Below are 4,421 nucleotides of genomic sequence, written 5' to 3'. Positions count from 1 at the left end.
GACGTAACCTGTATCGCCGTGATGGTGATGCTAGGGGGCGAGCGGTTGTAGGGCTGAAGGGTGACGCTGCCGATCTGCATGATGGCGTCGACATCCGCTTTGAGGACGCTTGTCTGCTGGGTAACGAGATCGGCCACCATGCTGCCGATACGACTGACCTTCTTGCTGGTCTCGATGGCTTGCGACGCTTCCATTGTGAGGAAGTACATGATCAGCAGAATTGGCATGATCAACGCGAATTCAACCGCCGCGATGCCACGGCGATCGGACCAGAATCGACTTGCTTTCCGCCAAACTCCCGTAATCATAAGATGTGCCCCCGCACGCATCATGCCCATTGCCCTTTTCTTATACCGCTCGTGCATTCCGCTCAGTTGTCGAACGGCTCGTTCTGCCAGGTCACCGATGCGAAATGCAGGGTCTTGTTGCCGCCCATCGACTGCGCCATGAGGTCGGTCATGATCGGCCACTTGTAGAAGACCCGAAGCATGTTCCTCGACTCCGCCGCACCCGCTGTCACTGAGAACGATTGGGTTGCGGTGCCTTTCGTCAGTACGACATCGCCGTTCTGGATCTTGAAGCCTGCCGTGGCCGCATCGGCGAACGATGTATATTGGCGAAGATCCACCAGCAGTTGATTGGGACAATCCTGGGAGACGATGATCTGCAGTTTCGTGCAGATCATGTCCCGCAAATTGGTTCCGGCAACGTCAGCCGCCCTCAACTGGCCGGTGCGCAGTTTGCGCGCTACATCGTCGGTGACGTTGGCCATCACCTCCTGGCCGGCAAACGAGATGCAGCTTTCCAGAATGGCAAAGACAAGCAGCGCGAAGGGGACTGAAAGGATCGCGAATTCGATTGCCGTGGCGCCGCGCCGGTCACGAAGGAAGCGGGCGAAAAACCTTGGGCGTCTCACTCTGTGGTCGCCTGCGCGACCGAATTCCTTGCTCATGTTCGATCCTGCCGATCTCTATGTGGTCTCGGAAGGAGCATTAGCGCAAACCGATTGAGGTCCGGTTTGGATGATCGTTAAAGTCGGCGCAGGCCTCTTAACCAGACAATAACCGGAACGGCAGTCGGCAACGCCACCTATCGGCTGACGCTCATCTCCGCTTCGGAAGACTTCTCCGCTTCGCTCTTGTAGGAGCTTTCGCAATAGGGCGTGCAGGACATCGTCTGGATTTCGGCACGCCGATAGATGCGCACCGACGAAGCGGCCTGCCGCACGACGGTAACCTGCTCGTCGACGATGGGACTGCCGTCGGTATCGAGCACGACCAGATTGGTGACGCCGAAGCCTTTGCCGGTGAGCACGATCGTCGAAGCGTCCTGCACCGAAGCGTCTGCGATTGCCGGGTTGCCGACCACGATGGTGTCTGCGGGACGCGAAAGTTTGACGATCTTGGCCTGGTTCATCGTGACCTCGATGCCGGCGCCGGCCATGGCGGGCGCGACGAAGCTCGAGACGGCAAGAAGCGCGGCAATCAGGATTGACGATCTCGGCTGGGCCATTGAGGCGCTCCACGCAGGCGGACTGATCAACGGAACATGAACGAGATTGGTGAACCAACGGTTAAGCATGCGATGTTGCCAATCGTGCAATGGCCGCCAAGGGCGCCCGCGACGCGCGGTCCGGTCGGGTCGCAAGCCTACCAAATCCGGTCTGGAAGGCTCAGCGATACATTAGCCCGAGGTTAACCACGCAATATGTTCGAACCGGGAAAGGAATCGGTAAGGCTGTTTCTTAAGCCGATCGAAAGAGCTTCTCCCTAGATTGGCAGCATCCGATCAACCATCACAGAAGTTGACGGAAGTGCTGTAACACGTGGAGTAGGAGCTCTCGAATGTCTAATCTCATCGCACGTTTTGTGAAGGACGAATCCGGCGCGACCGCGATCGAATATGGTCTGATCGCCGTTCTCATCGCGCTCGCCATCATCACTGGCGCCGGCACGCTCGGCAATGCGCTGAACGCCAAGTTCACCAACATCGGCAGCACCCTGAACGGCACGCCGAGCGGCAGCTGATCGGCTTATCGCCGAGCATTTAGATTGCGTTCTGGAAAAGGGCCGCCGCGTGGCGGCCCTTTTTCTATGCCGCTGGCGATATAGGTCGTCTTTCGTTCCTAGCCTCATCAATCGTTAATCGAACATGCTTAGATTGAGCCCCATGAAATCGGACAATAGGCGTGGCGCCGATGCTTGAAGCCCTGATCTTCGTCGTTTTTCCATTCTGCATGCTGTTTGCCGCGATCTCCGACATGCTGTCGATGACGATCGCCAACCGCGTGCCGGTGCTGCTCGTCGTCGTCTTCGCGCTGGTCGCGCCCCTGACAGGCATGGACTGGGCGGCCTATGGCGGACATTTCGCCGCCGGCGCCCTGGTCCTGGCCGTGACGTTCGGCCTGTTTGCAATGGGCGGCATGGGCGGCGGCGACGCCAAGCTTCTGGCCGCCACCGCAATGTGGATGGGCCTCAATATCAATCTCGTGGAGTATCTGGTCGCCTCGACAATCATCGGCGGCCTGCTGACGCTCGCGATCATCCTCTACCGGAAGTCGCTGCTTGCGGCCGTTACCGGCCAAAATCCGTTTCTGCGCCATTTCGCCGACGAGGCAAAAGGAGTCCCCTATGGCGTCGCCCTCGGCCTTGGCGGGTTGCTGACCTATCCGGATTCGCCTTTGATGGTATGGGCGCTTGCCAGGCTGGCGACTTGAGCACTATCTTATTTTTATTGTCTGTCAGCATTGCCGAAACCCCGTTCTCAACAGGGCCGGCCCGGCCATTTTGGCCGTTCAGACCACATTCCGGCTAATTTATGTAAACCTTAAATTAATCACGATCGTAAGCATTACATTAACCTTGTTTTGACGATTGCCGCTGCAAAGTCCGGCTTGGCTACGTGGTTTGCCAGGGCAAGGGTTCGGACAAATGCCAGCATCGCGATTGATAATTCTGAGCGTGGCGGTGGCCGCGGCGGGTGGCGCTGGCTATGTCGCGAAGAACATGGTGGCACCGCCGCCCCAGGTCGTCGTCGATTCCGGTCCCCAGGCCCCGGCGGTGGCACTCCAGGATGTGCTTGTGCTTTCAGGCGACGTTCCGATGGGCAACCCGATCCAAAACAACATCGCCTGGCAATCCTGGCCCGCCGACGGCGTCAACGCGAATTTCATCACCCGCACCGCCGAGCCCGAGGCACTGGACAAGCTGAAGAGTTCCGTTGCCCGTGTGGCGATGTATGCCGGAGAACCGCTGCGGCGGTCCAAGCTGATCGGCGAGGGCCAGAGCTTCATGTCGTCGATCCTGCCTTCCGGCATGCGGGCGGTCGCCACGGCCATCTCGGCCGATACGTCGGCCGGGGGCTTCATTCTTCCCAACGATTTCGTCGACGTCATCATGACCCGCAGGGCCGATGCCGCCGGCGGCGCCGCCGGCTTCAACACCGAGACCATCCTCAAGAACATCCGTGTCCTGGCCATCGACCAGACCATTCAGGAGGACGAGGAAGGCAAGAAGACCAGGGTAGGCCAGACCGCCACGCTGGAACTGACGCCCAAGCAGGCGGAGATCATCACCGTCGCCCAGCAGATGGCGGATCGCCTGACCCTGGCGTTGCGGGCGGTCGCGGACACGCAGGAAAAAAATCTGGGTGAGGCGGACTATCTCGTTTCCGGCAATGGCCGCAGAGGAACGGTGAGGCTGATCAAGTCGGGCGAAGTTTCCGAAGTGGGGGCAAGGAAATGAGGCTAGGTGGCAAACTGCCGGCAATCGTAGCCGCGGCATTCGGCCTGCTGCTCGTCGGAACGAATGTGCAAGGCAGCGTTGTCGAGGCAAAGAACGCGCAGGTCACGGCATCGACGGCCACCCAGCGCGTCAAACTCGGCCTCAACAAGTCGGTGGTCATCGACCTGCCGAGCGATGCCTACGACATTCTCGTGGCCAACCCGGCGGTTGCCGACGCGGTGACCCGCACTGCAAGGCGCATCTATCTGTTCGGCAAGTCGGTCGGCGAGACGAACATCTTTGTCTTCGGCCCGAATGGCGAGCAGATCGTCAGCCTGGACCTGGCGGTCGAACGCGACGTTGCCGGTCTTGAGGATTATATCAGACGCTTCCTGCCGACGTCGGCCATCAAGGTGGAACTTCTGAATGACAACGTCGTCCTGACTGGAACGGTCGACACGCCGCTGGACGCAAAACGCGCGGTCGACCTGGCGACGATCTTCGTTTCGGGTGGTGAAGCGACGACAGGACAATATTCGCAGACCGCAGCCGGCGGTTCGGCCCAGAGCGGTGTCGACATCGACAACCCGGACCAGGAGCGCCGCACCAGCAAGATCGTCAACCTGCTGCAGATCATTGGCGACGACCAGGTCACGCTGAAGGTCACGGTCGCCGAAGTCAGCCGCTCCGTGATGAAGC

7 protein-coding genes are annotated in these 4,421 nt (G+C 59.7%); 4 read left to right on the top strand and 3 right to left on the bottom strand.

Annotated elements, in window-relative coordinates:
* The 3 genes from EN893_RS20395 to EN893_RS20385 all read right to left on the bottom strand — a co-directional run.
* Window positions 1-332, bottom strand: a 332-nt coding sequence (locus EN893_RS20395) for a TadE/TadG family type IV pilus assembly protein (protein WP_164900980.1), incomplete at its 3' end; no start/stop codon positions are given.
* 38 nt (window positions 333-370) lie between these two features.
* Window positions 371-952: a TadE/TadG family type IV pilus assembly protein gene (locus EN893_RS20390; protein WP_127268810.1), complete on the bottom strand. Its 582-nt coding sequence runs from the start codon at window positions 950-952 to the stop codon at window positions 371-373.
* A 137-nt stretch (window positions 953-1,089) separates the two neighbouring features.
* Window positions 1,090-1,512 (bottom strand): pilus assembly protein N-terminal domain-containing protein, encoded by a 423-nt coding sequence (locus EN893_RS20385; protein ID WP_013533687.1) that lies wholly within the window; start codon window positions 1,510-1,512, stop codon window positions 1,090-1,092.
* 332 nt (window positions 1,513-1,844) lie between these two features.
* Here EN893_RS20385 and EN893_RS20380 point away from each other — a divergent pair, with 332 nt between their 5' ends.
* The 4 genes from EN893_RS20380 to EN893_RS20365 all read left to right on the top strand — a co-directional run.
* A complete protein-coding gene (locus EN893_RS20380) occupies window positions 1,845-2,027 on the top strand; it encodes a Flp family type IVb pilin (protein WP_127268811.1) in 183 nt (60 codons plus the stop codon).
* 170 nt (window positions 2,028-2,197) lie between these two features.
* Window positions 2,198-2,716, top strand: coding sequence for a prepilin peptidase (locus EN893_RS20375; RefSeq protein WP_127268812.1), 519 nt, complete (start codon window positions 2,198-2,200; stop codon window positions 2,714-2,716).
* Between the two features lie 214 nt (window positions 2,717-2,930).
* Window positions 2,931-3,743 (top strand): Flp pilus assembly protein CpaB, encoded by an 813-nt coding sequence (cpaB, locus tag EN893_RS20370; protein WP_127268813.1) that lies wholly within the window; start codon window positions 2,931-2,933, stop codon window positions 3,741-3,743.
* The coding region (locus EN893_RS20365) for a pilus assembly protein N-terminal domain-containing protein (protein WP_127383870.1) at window positions 3,740-4,421 on the top strand (682 nt) is incomplete at its 3' end. The genes cpaB and EN893_RS20365, both read left to right, overlap by 4 nt.

It is taken from the genome of Mesorhizobium sp. M7A.F.Ca.CA.004.04.2.1, from assembly GCF_004022825.1.
GTDB lineage: Bacteria > Pseudomonadota > Alphaproteobacteria > Rhizobiales > Rhizobiaceae > Mesorhizobium.
The sequence above is the reverse complement of the archived record's forward strand: the minus strand, read 5'-3'. Positions and strand labels throughout refer to the sequence as shown.

What these genes read in the sequence shown, in the direction of transcription:
- EN893_RS20390 (WP_127268810.1), bottom strand. Translation starts at nt 952, where the DNA reads ATGAGCAAGGAATTCGGTCGCGCAGGCGACCACAGAGTGAGACGCCCA.
- EN893_RS20385 (WP_013533687.1), bottom strand. Translation starts at nt 1,512, where the DNA reads ATGGCCCAGCCGAGATCGTCAATCCTGATTGCCGCGCTTCTTGCCGTC.
- cpaB (WP_127268813.1), top strand. Translation starts at nt 2,931, where the DNA reads ATGCCAGCATCGCGATTGATAATTCTGAGCGTGGCGGTGGCCGCGGCG.
- EN893_RS20375 (WP_127268812.1), top strand. Translation starts at nt 2,198, where the DNA reads ATGCTTGAAGCCCTGATCTTCGTCGTTTTTCCATTCTGCATGCTGTTT.
- EN893_RS20380 (WP_127268811.1), top strand. Translation starts at nt 1,845, where the DNA reads ATGTCTAATCTCATCGCACGTTTTGTGAAGGACGAATCCGGCGCGACC.